Origin of the sequence: Ruegeria sp. A3M17 (assembly GCF_003318255.1) — a bacterium.
GTDB lineage: Bacteria > Pseudomonadota > Alphaproteobacteria > Rhodobacterales > Rhodobacteraceae > Ruegeria.
In genome coordinates this window covers 40,368-59,804 of the sequence record NZ_QOCF01000025.1, presented here as the reverse complement: position 1 = coordinate 59,804, position 19,437 = coordinate 40,368, and the positions used below count along the sequence as shown (strand labels likewise).

Genomic DNA, 19,437 nt, shown 5'->3' with positions numbered 1-19,437 from the left:
TGGCCAAAAAGACGGCTGGATCAAGGCGGTACTGGGATTCGTCTAATCCGTATACCGTATAAAATCAAGAAACCGCACCAGTCAGTTGGTGCGGTTTCAAGAATTGATGGATTGTGAACTTACTTTTCCGGAATCAAACCCCTTGGGCTGAACCTGAGAACAATCAAAAGGATAAGGCCCATGGTGAAAAGACGCATATGCGCGGCGCTGTCGATCAAATGAGATTTGAGCGCGCTGCCGTCCGGCATGCTCGATGTGATCAGGTTCATGAACCACAATCCCATCGGCTCGACCTGTACCCATAGGAACCAGATCAGGAATGCGCCCAGAACAGCACCGAAGTTGTTGCCCGAACCACCCACAATGACCATCACCCAGACAAGGAACGTAAACCGCAGCGGATTGTATGTGCCCGGCGTAAGTTGCCCGTCCAGAGTTGTCATCATCGCACCAGCGATGCCGCAGATGGCCGAACCGAGCACGAAGATCTGCAGGTGGCGCCGGGTGACATCCTTGCCCATAGCCTCTGCCGCGACCTCATTATCGCGGATGGCGCGCATCATGCGGCCCCACGGGCTTTTCAACGCCATTTGCGCCATCCACAGCAAAGCAAGCAGAACGATCATGAACAGCAGCGAATAGCCCAGTTTGACCGACAGCGTCGATGCGATGACGGGGTCCAACCCGAACCAATCGGCGCGCGCGACAAAGCTGGGATCGTTCTGCAGATCGACCTCGTAACCCACCACGGGGGCAGGGCGCGGGATGCCGTAGACGTTCTTGACGCCTCGGGCCAGCCAATCCTCGTTCTTCATGATCGCAATGATGATCTCGGCAATGCCCAGCGTTGCAATCGCCAGATAGTCAGAGCGCAATCCAAGCGCCGTCTTTCCGATCAACCACGCCGCACCAGCAGCCAGCAAACCGCCCGCAGGCCAGGCCACAAGGACCGGCAGGTTCAAACCGCCGAGGTTGCCGGCAACTGCGGGTTCGATTGCCTCGACCCCTGCAACGCTTGGATCGAATACCGCGCGGTAGACAAAGAACCCAACAAGGAGAATGGCGATAGTCGTCAAGGTTTGGGCACGTCCCTTGGGCATCCGAGTCGCCACCAGCACAGCCGCCACAACGGTTGCTGCCCCCAAAAGCAACGCCAGAAAAATGCCATAACCACCCGAGGACCATGCTCCTGGAGTCGGCGGGGTCGATACCAACACAACAGCCAGACCACCCAGTGCGACAAAGCCCATGACGCCGACGTTAAAGAGGCCGGCAAATCCCCATTGCAGGTTTACCCCAATCGCCATGATGGCCGAGATCAACCCCATGTTCATGATCAGGATTGCGGCGTTCCAGCTTTGTGTGAAACCGGTCAACAGGATCAAACCGCCAACGACAATGAAAAGCAGCGTGTTTTTGACGGACTCGGTCATACCGCTTTCCCCTTAAACAGGCCGGTAGGCTTGAACAGAAGCACGATCAGCAAGATGGCAAAGCTGACGGCGAATTTGTAATCGGTGGATAGGAATTGCACTAATCCCGAAGGCGCCAGACTTTCTGGCGCGACGTAAGTTAGTACCTTTTTCCACGCATAAGTAACGGTGACCTCAGAGAAAGCGATAATGAACCCGCCCGCGATGGCACCCAGCGGGTTGCCAAGCCCGCCGACAATGGCCGAGGCGAAGATCGGCAGAAGAAGTTGGAAATAGACAAAAGGCTTAAAGCTTTTGTCCAAACCATAAAGAACACCAGCCGTGGTCGCCAATGCTGCCACGAGAATCCACGTGATCATCACAACGCGCTCGGGGTTGATACCCGACAGCAGCGCCAGATCCTCGTTATCCGAATAGGCCCGCATCGATTTGCCCGTGCGGGTCTTGTTGAGAAACCAGAACAGCAGCGCCACCGCAATAACGGCAACTACCAGAGTGATGCCCTGAGAGGTCTTGATCGCAAGCCCCTCACGCAGCCCGGTCATCGCCTTGAAATCGCGGGCGGAAATAATGAACCGCGCGCCGTCTGAAAACCTTTGGTCATCCGGCCCGATGATAAAGCGAACAAGTCCGTTCATGATGAACATGACGCCCATCGAGACGATCACAAGGATCACTGGTTTGGCTTTTTGTTCCCGGTAGAACCGATAGACCAACCGATCGGTTATCAGAACAAGCGCGATACAGCCCAAGATCGCAAAGGGCAGGGCCAGCAGCGCGGTGGGTAGCGGGCCAAAACTCACTCCGGCGGCTTGCAGGCCCCAGGTGACCAGTACGGCAATCATCGCGCCAAAGGCCATCGTATCGCCATGGGCAAAATTCGAAAACCGCAGGATGCCGTAGATAAGCGTGACCCCCAGCGCGCCAAGCGCCAATTGGCTGCCGTAAGCAACCGCAGGCACGATGACAAAGTTTGCCAGCGCGACTAACGCATTCAATAAATCCATTTGATCGTCTCGTTCTTTCGGGTGCGGCTTTATGGCATGCGTTTTGCCATTTGCACAATCATTCCCGCGTCTTTTCCGGTGTTAATTTGGGAAATTTTCAACCCGAAAGCGACAAAATCGGAATTGCTCCGATCGCTGATGACAGCGGTGTGCTTTTTGTGCGTGTTCAGGCGGGACTGACCCGCCAGAACGGTTGTGGTTTGGGACCCTAACGGGGCGGATTGGATCAGGTGTCGTCAGCTGACCGTACAGGTTCCACGCTCGTTTCGGCTGTTGGCACCCGTTGCCCGGATCGCGAGCGTACCGCTTTCGTCGATAGTGTAACCGACGCTGCCGCCATTGGTGATTTGCAGAAATTCATAAGAACCAAGCCCTTTGAAAACATGCAGCTCGGCCACATCGCCATCGACGCTCAACGTTCCTTTGGATGCGCCCTCAACACGTTTCAGCATGATTTTCTTGGGCGTTCCGGCAGGGGTACATTTGCCGGACTTGCAAATCTCTTCAATCTGACACTCGTAAACAAACTCAGCCCCCGGTGTATTCTGCGTTGTGGCCTGCACGACAGCGGGCAGCAACAAGGCAGCAAGAGCGGCCAGATATTTCATATAAGCTCTCCTAAAAGGTGTTGGCCGACAGGTCGGTCCATGTGTTGGTAAACCGGCCATTGAAGGGCGCGATTTCTGCGCCTCACTAGGTGGCAAAAATGGCGAGAATTAATCCTTCCCGGGACAGAATTCTGAATGGTGAAATTTCCGAAAATCGGAGGCTACGGAAATTATACATTGAAAAATCAGGAAATAATTCGATGACGGTTGGTTCGCTGACCGTTCCGGCGTAAAATCCGCCTTATTCTGGACAGATTTAACGACCGTCCTTGTAACGTTGCCCAAATCCCTGCGTACCGACATTGAAACAACCAGATTCGAGGATGCTCGCAGTCACCAGAAATTTATGGCGCCCGACGCTACGAACTGTATCACGCAACCTCAAGATGAAGTGATCCGCTTGGGGCAACGCTTTGATCTCGCGGGGATATCCCTAGCTTTCCAGAGCGGCTCGCCAGGAATTGCGAAGCCCAACTTACGGAATACGGATCACGTCTTGGCGCAGACCCAGCGGCTCCGGGAACAGAAAGGCAAGAAATGAAAAACGCGGCGATTTTGTTTTTGGGATTGGCAGTGCCCGGTATTGCGGCGGCTCAGAATGATCCTCTGAACGGTGAGGATTTTGTGGTGAACTGCGTCTCGGACAGCACGGGCAACGCGGTGACGCTGGCGCGGTCAGGGGCCACGGACAAAGGGTTCATTGTGACAGACGAGATCAAGGGCGAGGCCACGATCATAGGCGGGCTGAACTCGCTGACGTTTTTGCACATTAAGGATAAAGACGTGATTACCTTTGTCGTCGACTTCGAGAATCTTGACTACGACATGTCGATCAAGGGCCCGCATGCCGCACAGGACTTTGGGTCTTGTGGTGATCCGATAGGGTGAGAGAGATCGGATGTCAGCGTGGTGACGGCAGGACTTTCAACGGAACGTCCTGCTTTCCTGCTTCTTAGATTTTTTGGGGATATACAACGATGCAAATCAATTGAAATTAAAACGAAGAGCGGTAGTTTGCGGCCACTATTAGTTTGATCCGCCGAAGTTCGAACATTGTCCATGCCATTGCGAAGTAACGAACTCTCCGAACATTGCTGTATGCCGAGAATGAACGGCGGTCCCATCTTCCAACACGGACGTGGATTGAACTACTCCGCTTCCCGCAGGCTCAACGAATGAAATAGCTTGATCCCCGGCTAGTGGCATAACCTGGACCAGGTCTATGTTCCCTTGCATGTATGCTTTTCTTGGTCGTCTAAAAAGAAAGTTAAGTTCATTTCCTTTCTTTCGCATCCTCCGTCCCGAGTGCACTCGGTGATGAACTTACAAACGAATGAAGTAGCTTGCGCTTCTAACGTATGAGGAGCCAACAATAGAAGCGCTTTTAATGCTCTACGCATCTTATCCTCCCAAGAAGCTCTTCCGAACCTCCGGATCTGCCAACAGTTCCTTGCCCGTTCCGGTATAAGCATTCCGGCCCTGTACCAATACATATCCTTTGTCCGCGATCTCCAGCGCCTGACGGGCGTTTTGCTCGACCATCAGGATCGGCAGACCGGTCCGCGATACTTCGATGATCCGATCGAACAGTTCGTCCATCACGATCGGCGACACACCAGCGGTCGGCTCGTCCAACATCAGAACTTTGGGCTGAGTCATCAGCGCGCGGCCAACAGCGACCTGTTGACGTTGACCGCCCGACAGCTCTCCGGCCGCTTGATTTCGCTTGTCGCGCAGGATGGGGAAGAGGTCATAGACCTGTTCCATCGTCTGGCTGATGTCGTCGCGACGGATGAAAGCGCCCATCTCAAGGTTTTCTTCAACTGTCATCGAGGTGAAGATGTTTGAGGTTTGCGGCACAAACCCCATCCCGCGGATCACACGGTCCTGCGGGGTGAGATTGGTGATATCTTCGCCATCAAGCCGGACAGATCCCGACCGGACATCCAACATTCCGAAAACGGCCTTCATCGCAGTAGATTTGCCTGCGCCATTGGGGCCAACGATCACCGCGATCTGACCTCTATCCACGGCGATGGTGCACTCATGCAAAATGTCCGGCCCTTTGCCATAACCACCGGTCATGGTGTCACCGATCAGAAACGGCTCAGCCATTCACAGGATCCTTCTTCATCTGGCCTACAAATATCCCGGGGGTATGGAGGCAGAGCCCCCATTCGCGCAAACTGAGTGCACTCACTCTCATCACATCGCTCATGCCCCGGCCTCCAGCTTGTCTTTGTTCTTCAGGCCGGTACCCAGATAGGCTTCGATCACGTGCTCATTGGCCTTGATCTCGTCCAGTGTTCCCTCGGCCAGCACTTTCCCCTCGGCCATACAGATGACCGGGTCACAGATCTTGCCGATGAAATCCATGTCGTGTTCGATAACGACAAAAGTATAACCGCGTTCTCTGTTCAGGCGCAGGATCGTGTCGGCGATGGTCATCAGCAGGGTGCGGTTCACACCTGCGCCGACCTCGTCCAGAAACACGATCTTGGCGTCGACCATCATGGTGCGCCCCAGTTCCAATAGTTTCTTTTGCCCGCCCGAGACCTGACCCGCCTTGTGGTCGGCCAGATGTTCGATAGTCAGAAACTCCAGCACCTCATCGGCCTTGGCCTTCAGTGCTCGTTCTTCGTCGGCGATGCGCTTGCGACCAAACCAGGTGTTCCACAGCGATTCACCCGATTGCGCGCCGGGCACCATCATCAGGTTTTCGCGGCAGGACATCGAAGAGAATTCATGCGCGATCTGGAAGGTGCGCAGCAAACCTTTGTGAAACAAGTCATGCGGGGGCAGGCCGGTGATTTCTTCGCCGTCCATGTACACCCTGCCGCTGGTCGGCGGCAAAACGCCCGCGATCACGTTGAACAGGGTGGTCTTTCCCGCCCCGTTTGGCCCGATCAGGCCGGTAATCGAACCCTTTTGGATTTCCAGCGACGCCCCATCCACCGCGTGAAACCCGCCGAAATGCTTGTGCACGTCCTCGACGACGATCATGTTTTCCCCCAGCCACCGTTGTCGGTGTTTCTGCTTCCCCGTCCTTCAAAGAAGAGGTGCGGCCTTTTTTCATTGAAACAGCCCGGACACAAGGCCCGGGCTGCTTGATTTTATGACGATTGAGGCAAGATCAACGGAACTTGACGGTCTCGTTCTTCCCGTCGATTACCTCGATTTCGCGATACGAACCCGCGCTTTCACCGGCGCCGATCAGCTCAACGCCCGATGCGCCGACATAGTCGATGTCCTGACCTGCGGCCAGCAGTTCCAGACCTTTGGCCAGTTCACCCGGATAGATTTTCTCACCCGGAGCGTTGGCAACATCCATGATCTTTGCGCCATACTCGGCTGGGCTGGTCGAGCCTGCCGCCTGCATCGCCAGCATGAACAGCGCGGCTGCGTCATAAGATTCAGGCGAGTAGGGCGAAGATCCGTCAAATCCTGCGGCTTCGGCCATGGCAAAGTACTTTTCAGCCCCTTCGCCGCCGGAACCTGCGATCTGACCGAACGAACCGTTCAGATCCGGGCCCACGTTTTCAGGCAGCGAGTCGCCGATCATGCCACCTGGCAGACCGAACGTGTCAAACGCGCCGCTGTCTAGCGAGGACTGGATGATGCCCAGACCGCCCTGATCCAGATAGCCGGCAACGACCAGAATGTCTCCGCCAGCCGAGGCCAGCGCGCCAACTTCAGCCGAGTAGTCAGCCTTGCCATCTTCGTGGGCAGCTACGATGGTGATTTCGCCACCGGCAGCTTCGAACGACGATTGAATCGCATCCGCCAGACCTTTGCCGAAATCATTGTTGGTATAGGTTAAAGCGATCGAGTTGATGCCGCGGTCCTTGAGGATATTGGCCATGATCTGGCCTTCACGCGCATCCGACGGGGCGGTGCGGAAGAACAGACCATTGTCTTCCATGGTCGACAGGCCGGGCGACGTTGCCGATGGCGAGATCATGACCATGCCGTTCGGGATTGCAACGTTCTGCAGGATCGCGCCGGTCACGCCTGAGCAGTCGCCGCCGACAATACCGGCAACGCCGTCCGCGATCATGCGTTCGCCATTCGAGGTCGCCAAACCGTTGTCGATACAGCCGGTGTCAGCGCGCGAAGCGGTGACCTTTGAGCCGTCCAGCAGTTTGCCGGATTCGGTGACTTCGGCCATCGCCATTTCGGCGCCTGAACCCATTGCCGGTGCCAGCGATTCAATCGGGCCGGTAAAGCCGAACAGAACGCCCAAAGTGACGTCTTCGGCCAGAGCCGGACCGGCCAGCAAAGCGGATGCCGCAGTTGCAGTAAGCAGCTTTTTCATATGGTTACTCCCTAATTGGAACGTATTCGTTCTGGGCAAGACCCTAGGCAAGCTGTCTGGAAAAGAAAAGTCCTAACGCAAATGTGTTTTTGCCAAGAATAATCCTATTTGTTTTGATGTGCTTGTTACGTTTTGCCAGAGTTGGAGATTCTCATGATTAGGGCTGCCGCGATTCTGGTCCTGTCGGTTTTTGCCGGACCTATCAACGCCGATACTCTACAATCCTCAGCTGGAACGGTACAAGTTACATCGATGGTCGAGGGGCTGGATGAACCTTGGGCGATCGGGTTATTGCCCGGGGGGGGCATATTGGTGACCGAACGGGACGGCGAGCTTTTGTTTGTCTCACAAGGCGAGGCCAACCGCGTTGCAGGGGTTCCAAAAGTGGCCGTGAACGGGCAGGGCGGGTTGCTCGACATTACCGTGGCACGGGATTTTGCACAGACCCGCGAAGTGTTTCTCACCTTCTCCAAACCCCAAAGTGGCGGGGCGGGAACGGCGGTCGCCGTGGCGCGCCTGTCGGAAAACGGGGGCCGTTTGGACAACGTGCGGATCATTTTTGAAGCGGTTCCCGGAGGTTCGACCAGCCGACACTTTGGCTCGCGCGTGGTCGAGGCGCAGGACAGAACGCTGTTTGTAACGATTGGGGATCGCGGAGACCGTCCGTCAGCGCAGGACAGGTCAAACCACATGGGCACCGTCATTCGCATAAATCGCGACGGCACGGTGCCTGCTGACAACCCTTTTGTCGGACAAGCCGGAATTCGCCCTGAGATTTGGTCATTTGGTCATCGGAACCCGCAGGGCGCTGGGTTGGACCGGCAAGGACGCTTGTGGATTTCAGAGCATGGAGCGCAAGGCGGAGATGAAGTGAACCTGATCCAACCGGGGCGGAATTACGGCTGGCCGGTGATATCCTATGGCGTCCATTATTCGGGGCAGAAGATCGGTGAGGGCACTTCGAAACCCGGTATGGAACAGCCTGAACACTATTGGGATCCGTCCATCGCACCGTCCGGTTTGCTGGTCTATTCCGGCAAGCTATGGCCAGAGTGGCGGGGCGATATCTTTGTCGGGTCGCTCAAGTTTGACTACATCGCACGGCTGGAAGGTTCTCCCCTGCGTGAGGTCGAGCAAATCAAAGACTCTGAAACCGAGCGTGTACGCGACATTGTCGAAGCCCCGGATGGGGCGATCTGGTTCATTTCGGTGGGACAGGGGGCCATCTGTCGCATGACCCCCAAATAGGCGCGGATCAGACCGAAAGCCGGCCGCTTTGAGCACCACGCTCACGGTAAGGCGTGGTGTTGTAATGAGCCCGGTAGCATTTTGAGAAATGGCTGGGCGAGGCAAAGCCACAAGCCAGAGCCACGTTGATCACGCTCATTTCTGTCTGCATCAGCAGGTTGCGCGCTTTGTGTAGGCGCAGCTCCATATAGTATCGCTTGGGCGAGCGGCTGAGGTAGCGCCGGAACAGGCGTTCCAGCTGGCGCGTGGACATGCCGACATCCTTCGCCAGAATCGAAGGCGAAATTGGCTCTTCGATGTTCTTTTCCATCATCAGGATGACCTGGCTCAACTTGGGATGACGTACACCAATCCGGGTCGGGGTCGACAGGCGCTGTGTGTCCTGATCGGTACGGATCGAGGAATAGATCATCTGGTCCGCCACGGCGTTCGCCAGATCCTCACCATAATCATCGGCAATGATCTTGAGCATCAGGTCGATTGAGGACGTGCCGCCCGCAGTCGTCATCCGGTTACCGTCGATCTGAAACACTGATTTGGTCAGTTCAACCTCGTCGAACTCTTCGATAAAGCTGTCCGAGTTTTCCCAGTGGATCGTTGCACGTTTTCCGTCCAGCAATCCGGCCTTGGCCAACGTAAAGGCTGCTGTACACAGACCGCCGATGCGCAAACCGCGCCGCGCTTCACGACGGACCCAGTTCAGCACTTTCTTTGTTGTCGCCAGTTGCACGTCGACGCCGCCGCAGATCAAGACCATGTCATCGCGTTGCAGTTCGACCAAGTCGGTTTCAACGTTAAAGGTAGTCCCGGCAGAACAACTGACCGTATCACCACCTTCACCAGCTAGCGTCCACGTGTAGAGTTCTTTGTCTGCCATGCGGTTGGCAATCCGCAGGCTGTCCAGTGCCGAGGCAAAAGACAGCAGGGAAAACTTGTCCAAAAGGACAAATACGAAATGCCGAGGATTGGCCTCAGCGCCTTCCACTGTGACAACTTGGCGTTGCTCTTGCATGGCTTGGTGTCCTTGATTCGGCGCGTTGTTACGTCGCGTCCGGCGTCGTTGTTGCCAGCCACCATGATCAAAGCTTGTTTCCCCCGTCAAGAGGCGCAAATCGTATATGGTCACTCTTCAATGCATTTTGTATAGAGACGACCTGACTACTTCAGCGGAGATCAAAGCTATGACCGAATGGCAAAAAACGAACTGGCGCAACAAGCCCCGGGTTCAGATGCCAGACTATATCGATGCGGCCGCGTTGGCCAAAGTCGAGGCTCAGCTTTCTCAGTATCCCCCGCTGGTCTTTGCTGGCGAAGCACGGCGTCTCAAGCAACATCTGGGTGCGGCCGGTCGCGGCGAGGCCTTCCTGTTGCAGGGCGGGGACTGTGCTGAAAGCTTTGAACAATTCAGCGCGGATGCAATTCGTGACACCTTTAAGGTGATGCTGCAGATGGCGATGGTACTGACCTATGGTGCCAAGGTGCCCGTGGTCAAAGTGGGCCGCATGGCGGGCCAGTTTGCCAAGCCGCGCAGTGCGCCAACCGAAGTTTTGGACGGTGTTGAGCTGCCCAGCTACCGCGGTGACATCATCAACGAGCTGGCATTCACCCCCGAAGCCCGCATCCCGAACCCCAGCAAGATGCTGCAAGCCTACACGCAAGCTGCCGCAACCTTGAACCTGTTGCGTGCATTCTCGACCGGCGGATTCGCCGATATGAGCATGGTGCATTCGTGGACATTGGGCTTCACGGATGAGCAGGATGTTCAGAAATACTCGGAAATCGCTGACCGTATTCAAGACACGATCGACTTCATGGATGCCGCCGGAATCACAGCGGACACTACGCATGAGTTCTCAACCGTGGAGTTTTACACCAGCCACGAAGGCCTGCTGCTGGAATACGAAGAGGCGCTGACCCGTCTCGATTCGACTTCTGGCAACTGGTTGGCAGGGTCCGGCCACATGATCTGGATCGGCGACCGTACGCGTCAGCCAGACGGTGCGCATGTGGAATTCTGCAGCGGTGTACTGAACCCGATTGGTCTGAAATGCGGCCCGACCACGACAGCCGAGGACCTCAAGGTTCTGATGGCCAAGCTGAACCCGGAAAACGAAGAGGGTCGCCTGACCCTGATCGCACGGTTTGGCGCAGGCAAGGCAGGCGAACACCTGCCGCGCCTGGTCAAGGCAGTTAAGGAAGAGGGCGCCAAGGTCACCTGGGTTTGCGACCCGATGCATGGCAACACGATCAAGTCGGCAACCGGGTACAAAACCCGTCCGTTCGATTCGGTCCTGCGTGAGGTACGCGACTTCTTTGGCGTCCATCAGGCCGAAGGCACGGTTCCCGGCGGTGTGCATTTTGAGATGACCGGTCTGGACGTCACCGAATGCACCGGCGGCGTGCGCGCGGTGACCGAAGAGGACCTGTCAGATCGTTACCACACAGCATGCGACCCGCGCCTGAACGCATCGCAGTCCTTGGAACTGGCATTCCTGGTCGCAGAAGAACTGACCAACTTGCGCCGCGACCGCAAAAAGCGCGCAGCCGGTTAAGGTTGTCGAAAATCAACGAAAAGGCGGGCTGCACAGGTCCGCCTTTTTTGTTTGTGATTAGTCGTCGCGCGACACAACCAGCCTCAGATGTGAACCGGGACGGTCAAATTTTTTCTGATCTTCTGCGAAACCGGCCTCGACCGTTTGCGACGGTTGTTTGGGAATCTGCACATCCGACACCGGACGCAAGCTGGTTTCAGAGATTGTGAACCGTCGGGGTGTTGCACCGATTACGCCGTCGCTGACCATTACGCCCAGAATGCGGCTGACATCACCCAGATCACTTTTCAGCGGCAATAAAAGCATGCGGGCCTGTAATTGAACACGCCCCAACCGGCCCGATGAATCTAGGGTCAGATTGGCGATTGCTGGCTGTGCGAATACCTGTTCTGAAACTGTCTTGATCTGGTCCCGCGCGCCGGGTTCAAAGAAGGAGGTCAGCGGCATGCCGCGCACTTCCATCCCGGCCAGTTGGTTCAGATGCCTCCCAGCCAGACGGAACCGGGTAAGCCCGGGGGCGATGCGTTCCAGAACGAAAGTGTATTCCAAAATGTTCTCAAGCCCGCGCGGGTCGATGTGCGACCGCATGGGGACCCCGTCACCTCTCAAAAGTGCCGTCCAATACGCCTCGGCCTGCCGGATGGGCGAAAGGCTGCGCCCGCTGTCAAAACGATCCATAGAGACGATCTTTCCAAAACTTGACCCGAAACCGTTCCCGAAAAAGGTTTTCATCATTATCACCCTGGCGCCTATCGACCGTCATTTTCACAAAATGCGAAGTACTGGGGCCCCCTATCCGAGACCAGTGTTCGCAGGTGTAAGACTGACGCAGGTTGATTCAATTTTGGAGCAAATCTTTAACGATTGGTTAACAACTGACGGACAAAGGCAGAGTCAGCAAACTCTTGCCCTGTACGCGCAGTTCGCATTAGGTGCGCCCAGCAAACTGAAAACGGGCAGCTATGGAAAGGGCAGGCATGATAAAATCCATGACGGGTTTCGCCTCGGGCAAAGGGGCGTTTGGGCCGCATAGCTGGACGTGGGAGTTGCGCAGCGTGAACGGCAAGGGGCTGGACATGCGCCTGCGTGTTCCTGATTGGTTGACCGGGCTTGAGGCTGCGTTGCGCGTCGCCCTGTCGAAACAACTAAGCCGAGGCAATGTGACATTGTCCTTGCGCCTCAGCCGAGATGAGACGCAGGCAGACCTGGTCCTGAACGAAGCTGCGATGGTTGCCGTTCTTGAGGCTGTGGCGCGAACGCAGGAAATGGCCATTGCGCGGGACGTAACCCTTGGGCCCTCGACGGCCGCTGATCTGATCTCGCTCAAGGGTATGTTGGATGCGGGCAGTGATGGGGATGACCCGGGCCCGTTGGTTAGCCAACTGACGACAGAGTTCAGTGCCCTATTGGGCGAATTCATAGAAATGCGCCAGTCTGAGGGGCGGGCGCTGGCAACTGTTCTGGATGATCAACTAGGGCAGGTGGCTTCACTGACCGTCCAGGCAGCAAAGCTGGCAGAGCAGCGCAAGGAAAAGATGGCCGAGGCGCTGCGAGATAATCTGGCGCGGGTGATGGACAACGCGCAGGGGGCTGACCCGGACCGCGTAGCGCAGGAATTGGCGTTAATCACCGTCAAGGCGGACATCACCGAAGAGATTGATCGCCTGAAAGCGCATGTCGTGGCGGCGCGGGATCTGCTGGCGCAGGACGCGGCGGTCGGTCGTAAGCTGGATTTCCTGATGCAGGAGTTCAACCGCGAGGCCAATACTTTATGCTCAAAGGCGCAAAGCGCGGAGTTGACAGCTGTAGGCCTTGAGTTGAAAGCCGTAATAGATCAGATGCGCGAGCAAGTGCAGAACGTAGAATAACCACAGGAGCGCCCAAATGGCGGATCGACGCGGCCTATTAATCATTCTGTCCTCGCCTTCAGGCGCCGGTAAATCGACCCTGGCCAAGCGGCTGATGCAATGGGACTCTGAGCTTGAGTTTTCGGTCTCGGCCACCACCCGCGCGCCACGTTCGGGGGAACAAGACGGGCGCGAGTATTACTTCCTTAGTGAAGATGCGTTCCGGCAGCAGGTGTCCGAGGGACAAATGCTGGAACATGCGCACGTGTTCGGCAATTTCTACGGCTCACCTGCGGGTCCGGTACGCGAGTCCATTAACAGCGGCAAAGACGTTTTGTTTGACGTGGACTGGCAAGGTGAGGTGCAAATTCGCAATTCGGATCTGGGCAAGCACGCCCTGTCGATCTTTATCTTGCCTCCGTCGATCCCCGAACTGCGTCGCAGGCTGGAAGGCCGCGGTCAGGACAGTGAAGACGTGATCGAAAAACGGATGTTTAAAAGCTGGGATGAGATCAGCCACTGGGGCTATTATGACTATGTTCTGATCAATGATGATCTGGATGCCACCGAGGAAAAGCTGAAAACCATCGTCAGTGCAGAACGCATGCGCCGCATCCAGCAGCCCAGCCTGCAAAACCATGTCCGCACGTTGCAAAACGAATTTGAGGGTTTGGCATGACCATTTACGCTTTGGGTGAAAACGTTCCGCAAATCCACGAAGACACCTGGGTTGCGCCGGACGCCAACCTGATTGGGAAAGTCGTTCTGGAACAGGGAGCCTCGGTCTGGTTCGGCTGCACCATCCGCGCCGACCACGAAGAGATTCGCGTGGGCGAGGGTAGTAACGTCCAGGAAAACTGCGTCATGCATATCGACGCCGGGTATCCGCTGACCATTGGTAAAAACTGCACCATCGGACACAAGGTCATGCTGCATGGCTGCACGATCGGGGAAAACACGCTGATCGGAATGGGCGCGATTGTTCTGAATGGGGCGAAGATCGGGAAAAACTGCCTGATCGGTGCCGGCGCCCTGATTACGGAAGGCAAAGAGATACCCGATAATTCTCTGGTCATGGGGTCGCCGGGCAAAGTTGTGCGGGAACTGGATGCGGCGGCAGCGCAAAAAATCACCTTCAGCGCGCTTCACTATCAGCAGAATATGCGCGCGTTTCGCAAAACTTTGAAACCTGTGTCCTAGGTTGATTCCAAACGCATCAAGAGTGACGGAAATGCCAAACGACCTGCTTGCTGAAATTGTGTCGGCCATTCCAATGCCCACGCTTATGGTTGATCAGACCGAGCGCATCATAGCGGCCAACACCGAAGCCAGAACATTGCTGGGTCAAAACATTGAAGGCCGTCATTTCGCGACGATCCTTCGGCAGCCGCAAGTCATCGATGCGATGGAGCAGAGCCTGCGCAGCAAGGGCCCAGCTAAAACGCGCCATCTGTCCAATGATGGTGCTCAGGACACCACTTTTGAAGTGCAATGCCGTTACATGAACGGTGTGGGCGCGGTGGAGGGCGGTGCAGTGATGGTCGTTTTCCAAGACGTCACACATCTGGAACAGGCCGGACAAATGAGACGCGACTTCGTGGCAAATGTCAGCCACGAATTGCGTACACCTCTGACCGCTCTGATGGGATTCATAGAAACATTGCGCGGTCCAGCGCGAGACGATGCAGCCGCCCGTGAGCGGTTTCTGCAGATCATGACCGACGAAGCCAATCGGATGAACCGGCTGGTCGGCGATCTGCTATCTCTGAACCGGGTCGAGAGCGAAGAGCGGGTTCGCCCCAGGGAGCAGCTTGATCTGACGGGCCTGCTGCAATCTACGCTGACAACGCTGCGTCCTCTGGCCGAGGCTGCAAATGTGGACCTGACATTGGATACGTCTTCGGGGCCAATTTCGGTGACCGGAGACAGCGACCAACTGCGCCAAGTGTTCACGAACCTGATCGAGAACGCCATCAAATATGGTGGGAGCGGCGGTAGTGTTGATGTGCGCATTCAGGCATCCGAGCGCGACACCGCGATGCGCGGCCCTGCGGTTCGGGTACAGATCGCAGACAAAGGCCCGGGCATTGATGCCGTACATCTGCCACGCCTGACTGAGCGATTCTATCGCGCCGACAGTCACAGATCCCGCGAGCTAGGCGGTACAGGGCTGGGCCTTGCGATTGTAAAACATATTGTAAACCGCCACAGGGGGCGGTTGCGGGTCGAAAGCGACCTGGGCAAAGGCTCTGTATTTACAGTGATTTTGCCGCACTGATTTTCGGCCTATGACGCAGGTTCATTTCAGACGCGCGCGGTGTTCCGCACTGTCCAGTTAAGAAAACTTAAGAAAATCGTTACGTGTCATAAAACCGTTACGTACTTGTCACAAAAGGCTTACGCACGGCTTTTAGGAGTTCTCGCAGATCATCATGGGGTGATCACAATTTATCTTTTCAGGGAGACTGAAATGTCCTTTGTAAAACTGTCGGCTTCGGCGCTTACCATTGCTGCTGTATCGGCCACCGCGGCCGCCGCTCGTGATCAGGTTCAGGTTGCGGGTTCTTCAACCGTGCTGCCATACGCCTCGATTGTAGCAGAAGCCTTCGGTGAGAATTTTGACTTCCCGACACCGGTTGTTGAATCGGGTGGTTCCTCGGCAGGTCTGAAGCGTTTCTGTGAAGGTGTTGGCGAAAACACCATCGACGTTGCGAACGCATCGCGCCAGATCCGTGAAAAAGAAATCAAAGCCTGCGCTGAAAACGGCGTGACCGACATCATCGAAGTTCAGATCGGTTATGATGGCATCGTCTTCGCATCCGACATCAACGGCAACTCGTTCGAGTTCACGCCGGAAGACTGGTACAAAGCCCTGTCCGCACAGATCGTTGTTGACGGAGAACTGGTCGACAACCCGAATAAAACCTGGGCCGACGTAAACCCAGACTTCCCGGCACAGCCGATCGCGGCCTTCATCCCGGGCACCAAGCACGGCACACGTGAAGTGTTCGAGGACAAAGTGATCCTGGCTGGTTGTGAGCATCTGGGAGATTTCGACGTCTACAAAGCGGCCAATGGCGACGATAAGAAAGCCGCCGAGAAAGCCTGTATCGCTCTGCGCACCGACGGTGTTTCGGTCGACATCGACGGTGACTACACCGAAACTCTGGCCCGTATCGACAGCAACAAGGACGGCATCGGCGTTTTTGGTCTGGCGTTCTACGAGAACAACACCGACAAGCTGCAGGTCGCAACCATGTCCGACGTTGTTCCGTCGACCGAGTCGATTGCAACCGGCGAATATCCGGTTTCGCGCCCGCTGTTCTTCTACGTGAAGAAAGCCCATATCGGCGTGATCCCCGGCCTGAAAGAATACGCTGAGTTCTTCGTCGCTGACGAGATCGCAGGCCCCGACGGTCCGCTGGCAGAATACGGCCTGGTATCTGACCCTGAGCTGGTCAATGTACAGGAAGCGGTTGCCAACGAAACCACGCTGGGCAGTGGTTCCTAATCACAATTACGAACGGAACCGGGGCGGTTTTTCACGCCCCGGTTCTTTTTGACTCCATCTCTGCCATCCCCACGGAGTTCTCATGGCGTTATCCTGGCTGTTGCTTATCCTGCTTGCGCTGGCAGTGATCGGATTTTTTGCGGGTCGGTCCCGCGCTTTGGCAAGTGCGGGTGGTAACGTCCGCGATTTGCATTCTTTACCGTCTTACTACGGCTACAACGTCGCGCTGACGGCTCTGGTTCCCGCAGTTGGGGTGCTGATCGTCTGGCTTCTTGCCCAACCGATGATCGTAAACAGCACGGTATCCGGCCTTATTCCCGATCAGGCATTGCTCGAGGGGTCGGATCGCGGCCTGATCATGAGCGAAGTGCGCCGTGTCGCCTACGGCCTGGACGGCGCTGTCGCCAGCGGTGCGATGACCGAAACTCAAGCCCGAAACGGCAATGCGGATACTGATGCGCTGACTAAAACGCTGAAAGACGCAGGCCAGATTCTGACGCAGGACGTCACGCAGCCGATTTTGGTTGCGGCACAGAAGTTCCGCAGCATGACGTCCTCAGGGACAGTTGCGATGCAGGTCGTGGTTTTGGCGTTGGCGCTGCTTGGGGCTGCCTTTGCCTATGTGCGTACGCACAAGGAATTCCGGGCTCGTAACGTGGTAGAGCAGGGGGTTCTGGCCCTGCTATTGCTGGCCGCGTCGATTGCGATCCTGACAACCATCGGCATTGTTCTGTCGATGCTGTTTGAGACGATGAACTTCTTCCAGCTGCATTCGTGGAAGGATTTCTTTTTTGGCAGCACATGGGCCCCGAACTTTCGTGGCGGCAGTGAGCTGTCGATCCTGCCACTGTTGTGGGGCACGCTGTACATTTCAGTGATCGCGCTGCTTGTGGCGGTCCCGATTGGACTGTTCGCCGCGATTTACCTGTCCGAGTATGCCTCGGGCATAACGCGGTCCATCGCCAAGCCGCTGTTGGAAATCCTCGCCGGTATCCCGACCATCGTTTACGGTCTGTTTGCTTTGCTGACTGTGGGTCCGGCCTTGGTGTCGATGTTCGGCGATGGCGGCATACTGGGTGTGGACTGGATGGCCAGCTCGAACGCGGTTCTGACTGCCGGGTTGGTTATGGGGATCATGCTGATCCCGTTTGTCTCGTCACTGTCGGACGACATTATCAACGCGGTGCCACAAACCATGCGCGACGGCTCGCTGGGTCTGGGCGCGACGCATTCGGAAACCGTGCGCAATGTGATCCTGCCGGCCGCCTTGCCGGGTATCGTCGGTGCGATCCTTCTGGCGGCAAGCCGGGCCATCGGTGAAACGATGATTGTTGTGATGGCCGCCGGTGCGATTGCCAAATTCTCGGGCAACCCGTTCGAGGCGATGACCACCATCACCACGCGGATTGTCAGCCAGCTGACCGGCGATACCGATTTTGCCAGCCCCGAAACGCTGGTGGCCTTTGCGCTGGGTCTGACCCTGTTCATCATCACGCTAGGGCTGAACATCTTCGCCCTCTACATCGTACGCAAATACCGGGAGCAGTACGAATGACCGATATTTCCCAAACACCTAACGCTGCTCCGACCACGAAGCCCAAAGGTGGCTCGCTGTTCGAAAAGGATGCACGGACCAAGCGGCGCAATGCGGCTGAAAGCCGGTTCAAGATGTACGGCGTCGCCGCCATCGGGATCGGCTTGCTGATGCTGATTGTGCTGGTGACCAATATTGTCACCGCTGGCACCGGTGCCTTTCAGCAAAGCTTTCTTGAACTAAATGTCGAACTAAAAGCCGACAAGCTGGACAAAAAGGGCAACCGCAATATCAAGGATATCAAGAAGGTATCGACCTTTGGCTATGCCCCTCTAATTGCCGCCGCGCTGGAAAGCGAAGTTGAAAAGTTTGGCATCCAGACCGACTTGAAACCCAAGGCAATGGGCAAGATCCTGTCCAAAGCAGCTCAGGCCGAGTTGCGAAACTATGTCATCGCCGACCCCGGTGAGATCGGTAAGACCGTCAGCTTTCGCTTTTTGGTCAACAGCCGGGTCGATGGCTATTTGAAAGGCCGCGTAACCCGCGAGTCGATTGCCAACGACAAAAGCATTTCGGTCGAACAGTTGGATTTCGTGGATCAGTTGCGCGATGCGGGCGTGCTGTACAAAGCCTTCAACCCGGATTTCATTTTCGGCGCCGATGCGTCGGACCAGCGACCCGAAGCCGCGGGGATCGGCGTCTCCATGCTGGGTTCACTGTTTATGATGTTGGTGGTTCTGGCCCTGGCCTTGCCCATCGGTGTGGCGGCCTCAATCTATCTTGAGGAATTCGCGCCACAAAACCGGCTGACAGATATCATCGAAGTCAACATCTCGAATCTGGCCGCGGTGCCGTCGATCGTGTTCGGTATTCTGGGTCTGGCTGTGTTCATCAACTACATGCATCTCCCAACTTCGGCCCCGCTGGTGGGTGGTCTGGTGCTGACACTGATGACGCTGCCGACGATCATCATCTCGACCCGCGCGTCGCTGAAGGCGGTTCCGCCGTCGATCCGGGATGCGGCGCTGGGGGTAGGGGCCTCGAAAATGCAGGCCGTGTTCCATCACGTTCTGCCGTTGGCCGCGCCCGGTATTCTGACCGGCACCATCATTGGTCTGGCGCAGGCGTTGGGGGAAACCGCACCTCTGCTGCTGATCGGGATGGTGGGCTTTATCGCCTCGAACCCGCCCGACGGAATTGTCGCGGGTTTCCTGTCGCCAAACTCGGCCATGCCAGCACAGATCTATGAATGGTCCAAACGCGCCGACCCGGCCTTTTACGAACGCGCATGGGGGGGCATCATCATCCTGTTGATCTTCCTCGTTACAATGAACACCATTGCGGTACTTCTGCGCCGCCGCTTTGAACGCCGCTGGTAAATG

At 56.3% G+C, this 19,437-nt stretch carries 18 protein-coding genes; 10 read left to right on the top strand and 8 right to left on the bottom strand.

Features of this window, described 5'->3' with window-relative positions; genetic code table 11:
• Nucleotides 1-119: 119 nt before the first annotated feature.
• From DS906_RS13290 to DS906_RS13280, 3 genes are all read right to left on the bottom strand, one after another.
• Nucleotides 120-1,433 carry a branched-chain amino acid ABC transporter permease gene (locus DS906_RS13290; protein ID WP_113790626.1) on the bottom strand — a complete coding sequence of 438 codons (1,314 nt, stop codon included), beginning with the start codon at nucleotides 1,431-1,433 and terminating at the stop codon, nucleotides 120-122.
• A complete protein-coding gene (locus tag DS906_RS13285) occupies nucleotides 1,430-2,440 on the bottom strand; it encodes a branched-chain amino acid ABC transporter permease (protein WP_113790625.1) in 1,011 nt (336 codons plus the stop codon). Before DS906_RS13285 ends, DS906_RS13290 begins: the two co-directional genes overlap by 4 nt.
• A gap of 236 nt (nucleotides 2,441-2,676) precedes the next feature.
• Nucleotides 2,677-3,048 (bottom strand): hypothetical protein, encoded by a 372-nt coding sequence (locus tag DS906_RS13280; RefSeq protein WP_113790624.1) that lies wholly within the window; start codon nucleotides 3,046-3,048, stop codon nucleotides 2,677-2,679.
• A 537-nt stretch (nucleotides 3,049-3,585) separates the two neighbouring features.
• On the opposite strand from DS906_RS13280, the gene DS906_RS13270 reads away from it, so the two are divergent.
• Entirely contained in the window at nucleotides 3,586-3,936 is a 351-nt protein-coding gene (locus DS906_RS13270; protein ID WP_113790622.1) for a hypothetical protein, read from the top strand.
• 513 nt (nucleotides 3,937-4,449) lie between these two features.
• On the opposite strand, the gene DS906_RS13265 is transcribed toward DS906_RS13270, so the two are convergent.
• The 3 genes from DS906_RS13265 to DS906_RS13255 form a co-directional block, all read right to left on the bottom strand.
• Nucleotides 4,450-5,163: an ABC transporter ATP-binding protein gene (locus DS906_RS13265; RefSeq protein WP_113790621.1), complete on the bottom strand. Its 714-nt coding sequence runs from the start codon at nucleotides 5,161-5,163 to the stop codon at nucleotides 4,450-4,452.
• A gap of 99 nt (nucleotides 5,164-5,262) precedes the next feature.
• Nucleotides 5,263-6,051, bottom strand: coding sequence for an ABC transporter ATP-binding protein (locus tag DS906_RS13260; RefSeq protein WP_113790620.1), 789 nt, complete (start codon nucleotides 6,049-6,051; stop codon nucleotides 5,263-5,265).
• A 130-nt stretch (nucleotides 6,052-6,181) separates the two neighbouring features.
• Nucleotides 6,182-7,363, bottom strand: coding sequence for an ABC transporter substrate-binding protein (locus DS906_RS13255; protein ID WP_113790619.1), 1,182 nt, complete (start codon nucleotides 7,361-7,363; stop codon nucleotides 6,182-6,184).
• A gap of 153 nt (nucleotides 7,364-7,516) precedes the next feature.
• On the opposite strand from DS906_RS13255, the gene DS906_RS13250 reads away from it, so the two are divergent.
• Nucleotides 7,517-8,611, top strand: coding sequence for a PQQ-dependent sugar dehydrogenase (locus tag DS906_RS13250; protein WP_113790618.1), 1,095 nt, complete (start codon nucleotides 7,517-7,519; stop codon nucleotides 8,609-8,611).
• A gap of 7 nt (nucleotides 8,612-8,618) precedes the next feature.
• Here the strand turns inward: DS906_RS13250 and DS906_RS13245 are convergent, their stop codons facing one another.
• The gene (locus tag DS906_RS13245; RefSeq protein WP_113790617.1) at nucleotides 8,619-9,623 is read right to left on the bottom strand and encodes a GlxA family transcriptional regulator; all 1,005 of its coding nucleotides are present in this window, start codon (nucleotides 9,621-9,623) and stop codon (nucleotides 8,619-8,621) included.
• A gap of 169 nt (nucleotides 9,624-9,792) precedes the next feature.
• Here DS906_RS13245 and DS906_RS13240 point away from each other — a divergent pair, with 169 nt between their 5' ends.
• The gene (locus DS906_RS13240) at nucleotides 9,793-11,163 is read left to right on the top strand and encodes a class II 3-deoxy-7-phosphoheptulonate synthase (RefSeq protein ID WP_113790616.1); all 1,371 of its coding nucleotides are present in this window, start codon (nucleotides 9,793-9,795) and stop codon (nucleotides 11,161-11,163) included.
• A 57-nt stretch (nucleotides 11,164-11,220) separates the two neighbouring features.
• Here the strand turns inward: DS906_RS13240 and DS906_RS13235 are convergent, their stop codons facing one another.
• Nucleotides 11,221-11,841, bottom strand: a complete 621-nt coding sequence (locus DS906_RS13235; protein WP_233494784.1) for a PAS domain-containing protein — start codon at nucleotides 11,839-11,841, stop codon at nucleotides 11,221-11,223.
• A 311-nt stretch (nucleotides 11,842-12,152) separates the two neighbouring features.
• Here DS906_RS13235 and DS906_RS13230 point away from each other — a divergent pair, with 311 nt between their 5' ends.
• The 7 genes from DS906_RS13230 (at nucleotide 12,153) to pstA (ending at nucleotide 19,434) form a co-directional block, all read left to right on the top strand.
• Nucleotides 12,153-13,031: a YicC/YloC family endoribonuclease gene (locus DS906_RS13230; RefSeq protein ID WP_233494783.1), complete on the top strand. Its 879-nt coding sequence runs from the start codon at nucleotides 12,153-12,155 to the stop codon at nucleotides 13,029-13,031.
• 16 nt (nucleotides 13,032-13,047) lie between these two features.
• Nucleotides 13,048-13,689, top strand: coding sequence for a guanylate kinase (gmk, locus tag DS906_RS13225; protein ID WP_113790615.1), 642 nt, complete (start codon nucleotides 13,048-13,050; stop codon nucleotides 13,687-13,689).
• Nucleotides 13,686-14,210, top strand: a complete 525-nt coding sequence (locus DS906_RS13220) for a gamma carbonic anhydrase family protein (RefSeq protein WP_113790614.1) — start codon at nucleotides 13,686-13,688, stop codon at nucleotides 14,208-14,210. The genes gmk and DS906_RS13220 overlap by 4 nt, the downstream gene beginning before the upstream one ends.
• A gap of 31 nt (nucleotides 14,211-14,241) precedes the next feature.
• A complete protein-coding gene (locus DS906_RS13215; RefSeq protein ID WP_113790613.1) occupies nucleotides 14,242-15,288 on the top strand; it encodes an ATP-binding protein in 1,047 nt (348 codons plus the stop codon).
• 192 nt (nucleotides 15,289-15,480) lie between these two features.
• Nucleotides 15,481-16,521, top strand: coding sequence for a substrate-binding domain-containing protein (locus tag DS906_RS13210; protein ID WP_113790612.1), 1,041 nt, complete (start codon nucleotides 15,481-15,483; stop codon nucleotides 16,519-16,521).
• An 82-nt stretch (nucleotides 16,522-16,603) separates the two neighbouring features.
• A complete protein-coding gene (gene pstC / locus DS906_RS13205) occupies nucleotides 16,604-18,076 on the top strand; it encodes a phosphate ABC transporter permease subunit PstC (protein ID WP_113790611.1) in 1,473 nt (490 codons plus the stop codon).
• Nucleotides 18,073-19,434 (top strand): phosphate ABC transporter permease PstA, encoded by a 1,362-nt coding sequence (gene pstA / locus DS906_RS13200; protein WP_113790610.1) that lies wholly within the window; start codon nucleotides 18,073-18,075, stop codon nucleotides 19,432-19,434. The genes pstC and pstA overlap by 4 nt, the downstream gene beginning before the upstream one ends.
• Nucleotides 19,435-19,437: the final 3 nt, after the last annotated feature.

Coding starts and splice junctions, on each gene's coding strand:
- DS906_RS13290 (WP_113790626.1), bottom strand. CDS start 1,433: ATGACCGAGTCCGTCAAAAACACGCTGCTTTTCATTGTCGTTGGCGGT.
- DS906_RS13285 (WP_113790625.1), bottom strand. CDS start 2,440: ATGGATTTATTGAATGCGTTAGTCGCGCTGGCAAACTTTGTCATCGTG.
- DS906_RS13280 (WP_113790624.1), bottom strand. CDS start 3,048: ATGAAATATCTGGCCGCTCTTGCTGCCTTGTTGCTGCCCGCTGTCGTG.
- DS906_RS13270 (WP_113790622.1), top strand. CDS start 3,586: ATGAAAAACGCGGCGATTTTGTTTTTGGGATTGGCAGTGCCCGGTATT.
- DS906_RS13265 (WP_113790621.1), bottom strand. CDS start 5,163: ATGGCTGAGCCGTTTCTGATCGGTGACACCATGACCGGTGGTTATGGC.
- DS906_RS13260 (WP_113790620.1), bottom strand. CDS start 6,051: ATGATCGTCGTCGAGGACGTGCACAAGCATTTCGGCGGGTTTCACGCG.
- DS906_RS13255 (WP_113790619.1), bottom strand. CDS start 7,363: ATGAAAAAGCTGCTTACTGCAACTGCGGCATCCGCTTTGCTGGCCGGT.
- DS906_RS13250 (WP_113790618.1), top strand. CDS start 7,517: ATGATTAGGGCTGCCGCGATTCTGGTCCTGTCGGTTTTTGCCGGACCT.
- DS906_RS13245 (WP_113790617.1), bottom strand. CDS start 9,623: ATGCAAGAGCAACGCCAAGTTGTCACAGTGGAAGGCGCTGAGGCCAAT.
- DS906_RS13240 (WP_113790616.1), top strand. CDS start 9,793: ATGACCGAATGGCAAAAAACGAACTGGCGCAACAAGCCCCGGGTTCAG.
- DS906_RS13235 (WP_233494784.1), bottom strand. CDS start 11,841: ATGGATCGTTTTGACAGCGGGCGCAGCCTTTCGCCCATCCGGCAGGCC.
- DS906_RS13230 (WP_233494783.1), top strand. CDS start 12,153: ATGACGGGTTTCGCCTCGGGCAAAGGGGCGTTTGGGCCGCATAGCTGG.
- gmk (WP_113790615.1), top strand. CDS start 13,048: ATGGCGGATCGACGCGGCCTATTAATCATTCTGTCCTCGCCTTCAGGC.
- DS906_RS13220 (WP_113790614.1), top strand. CDS start 13,686: ATGACCATTTACGCTTTGGGTGAAAACGTTCCGCAAATCCACGAAGAC.
- DS906_RS13215 (WP_113790613.1), top strand. CDS start 14,242: ATGCCAAACGACCTGCTTGCTGAAATTGTGTCGGCCATTCCAATGCCC.
- DS906_RS13210 (WP_113790612.1), top strand. CDS start 15,481: ATGTCCTTTGTAAAACTGTCGGCTTCGGCGCTTACCATTGCTGCTGTA.
- pstC (WP_113790611.1), top strand. CDS start 16,604: ATGGCGTTATCCTGGCTGTTGCTTATCCTGCTTGCGCTGGCAGTGATC.
- pstA (WP_113790610.1), top strand. CDS start 18,073: ATGACCGATATTTCCCAAACACCTAACGCTGCTCCGACCACGAAGCCC.